At 72.1% G+C, this 2,812-nt stretch carries 2 protein-coding genes and 2 tRNA genes; all 4 read right to left on the bottom strand.

Translation table 11 applies throughout. The features are described from left to right. Positions 1–911 (bottom strand): sensor histidine kinase (locus G5C65_RS34975; RefSeq protein ID WP_241266281.1); only part of this gene is annotated, 911 nt, incomplete at its 3' end. Positions 912–1,080: 169 nt separating this feature from the next. Further along, positions 1,081–1,150, bottom strand: a tRNA-Arg gene (locus tag G5C65_RS34970). A 221-nt stretch (positions 1,151–1,371) separates the two neighbouring features. After that, positions 1,372–1,458 (bottom strand) — tRNA-Ser (locus G5C65_RS34965). 105 nt (positions 1,459–1,563) lie between these two features. Next, on the bottom strand, positions 1,564–2,812 hold a 1,249-nt coding region (locus G5C65_RS34960), incomplete at its 5' end, for a S1C family serine protease (RefSeq protein ID WP_165303087.1).

Raw genomic sequence — 2,812 nt, 5'->3', positions numbered from 1 at the left:
CCCCCGCCCTCTCCACCCTCCAGGCCCTCCCCGGAGGTCCGCACCGTGACCGTGAGGCCGGTCGCCGCGGCCCGCTCGGTGAGCTCGCCGAGGCGCTCCAGTCCGGCGACGGGCGCGGTGGGGGCCTCCTCGTCGGCCTGCCGCAGGACGCCGAGCGTGCCGCGCAGCTCGCGCAGCGCCTCCTTGCTGGCGTCCCGCACCGACTCCAGCGCCGCGAGCAACTCCGCCGTCTCACCGGGCCGCTTGGCGCTGCGGTGCAGCGCGGCCGAGGTCTGGACGCTGATCATCGAGACATGGTGCCCGAGCACGTCGTGCAGCTCGCGGGCCAGTCGCAGCCGCTCCTCGGTCGCGGCCCGCGCGGCCCGCAGATCCCGCTCCCGCTCGGCGGCCAGAGCCCGCTCCTCGACCTCGCGCCGATACGCCTCCCGGACGCGGGTCGCATGACTGAACGCGATCATGCTGAGGAACCACCCCCCGAGCACCACGACCGTCATCGCGTCGAGCTCGCCCTGACCGCCCCGCACCGCGAACTCGCTGAGGGCGATGTCCACCATCACGACCGCCGCCAAGCCGATCACGGCCTTCAGCCGCTCCGCCCTGGCCAGCCCGTAGAACGCGACCATGAAGACGACGCCGGGCGTCGGCCCGTTCACGGTGCCGAACCGGTCGTACACCACCAGGGCCGCCAGAGCCACCACCGCGGGGACCAGCGGCCGGCGGCCACGCACCCCCAGGGCGAGCCAGCAGAGCACGGCCACCGCCCAGCCCGCCACATCGGCACGCGAGGACACCGAAGCCCCGCGCAGCAGCTGCTGCCCGATGTCACCGAGCAGCACGGCTCCCATCAGCAGCATCACCCTGTCCACCGAGTGCGCCCGCGCGGAAGCCCGAATGACCGAAGGGAGAGGCATGCCCGCCAGCGTATGGCGACGGCCCCGAGAGGGCCCTACACCAGCGGATGTATGCCAGGACCGGACATACTCCGCAGGGCGTGACCGCCCGCATGCCACGCCGGAACACCGACGGCTGCGGACATGAAGAAGCCCCGCCCCTGCTATGCCAGGGACGGGGCTTCGACGGAGCGCCGGGCAGGGCTTGCACCTGCATCTCCCCACAGGAAGCGGGGCGTCTTTCCTTGGACCACCAACGCACAGCCTCACCGGCCGAGACCGGCGGCGCCTTCGAACGAGATCAACTGTACCCCAGTCACCTCCCGTCACGCACCCGGCACTTGCCTTCCCCCCACCATGCCGGAGTCGTCGATGCCCAGGAAGACGCCACCATCGGCAGGCAGCAGCCATCGAGCGTTCCGGGCGAAGTGGGCCCCCGACCACACACCCGGGTCAGGGGCCGTGCTCACTGCTCAGCGAGCGGAGGCGGTGGGATTTGAACCCACGGAGACATCGCTGCCTCGACGGTTTTCAAGACCGTTCCCTTCGGCCGCTCGGGCACACCTCCCCGCGCTGCTCCTTGCCGGAGCAGCGCGGGGACCAGGGTAACGGCTTCCCGCGGTGTGTGTCCGGCGCGGTGTGCGGGGCCGCGCCGGGTGGGTGGGGGGCTGGCTCAGTCGCCTCGCTTGGAGCCGAGGGTGACGTCGACCGTGTGCTCCTTGCCGTCACGCTCGTAGGTGAGCTTGACCTTCTCGCCGGGGCTGTGGGTCCAGATGGTGCCGATCAGGGTCTGGCCGGAGTCGATGACCGTATCGTCCAGCTTGGTGATCCGGTCGCCCGGCTTCAGGCCCGCCTTGTCGGCGGGGCCGCCGGGAGTGACGGGGTTCTCGCTGTCGCCCTGGCCGGTGCGCGAGATCGTGGCGCCGTTCCCGCTGCTGCCCAGCTGGACGGTGGCTCCTATCACCGGGTAGACCGGCTGGCCGGTCTTGATGAGCTGGCCCGCGACGCGCTTGGCCTGGTTGACCGGGATGGCGAAGCCGAGGCCGACGCTGCCGGACTGCGAGCCGCCGCCCGGACCGCTGCCCCCGCCCGGCTGGATGGCGGAGTTGACGCCGACGACCGCGCCCTGGGCGTTCAGCAGCGGACCGCCCGAGTTGCCGGGGTTGATGGAAGCGTCGGTCTGCAGCGCGCTCATGTACGAGGACTGGCTGCCCTGGCCGTCGCTGGAGGCGACGGGGCGGTTCTTGGCGCTGACGATGCCGGTCGTGACGGTGCCGGACAGGCCGTACGGAGCACCGATCGCAATCGTGGCGTCACCGACCTGCACCTCGTTGGAGTCGGCGAGCGGGAGCGGGGACAGCTTGCGGTCACCCGCGCCCTTCAGCTTCAGCACGGCGATGTCATAGCCCTGCGCCTCGCCGACCACCTGGGCGTCGTACTTCTTGCCGTCCGAGAAGGTGGCCTTCAGCTGACCGCCCCGGCTGCCGTTGGCGACCACGTGGTTGTTGGTGACGATGTGCCCCTGCTTGTCGTAGACGAAGCCGGTGCCCGTGCCCTCCTCGCCGCCGCCCGACGACTGAATGGTCACCACGCTCGGCAGCGCCTTGGCCGCTATCCCCGCCACGGACTTCGGGGAGCGGTTCAGCGTCTTGGGGTCGGCGGACGAGCTGATGGTCGTCGAGTTGTCGTTCGAGTTGCGGTCGGAGGCCCAGAAGCCGAGGCCGCCGCCCACGCCGCCGGCGACCAGCGCCACCGCGATGACGCCGGCGAGCAGCCCTCCGCGCCGCTTCCTGCCGTTCGGCCCGGGCACGGGCTCCGAGGGCATCGCCCAGGGATCGTGCGGGGGAGGGCCCATCGGGCCGGTCGGTCCCGCCGGGCCCCCCGGACCGCCAGGACCCGCGCCCGGTGCGCCACCGTAGGGG

This window comes from Streptomyces boncukensis, from assembly GCF_011045075.1.
Classification (GTDB): domain Bacteria; phylum Actinomycetota; class Actinomycetes; order Streptomycetales; family Streptomycetaceae; genus Streptomyces; species Streptomyces boncukensis.
Note: the sequence above shows the minus strand (reverse complement) of the source record. Positions and strands in the feature narration are given on the sequence as shown.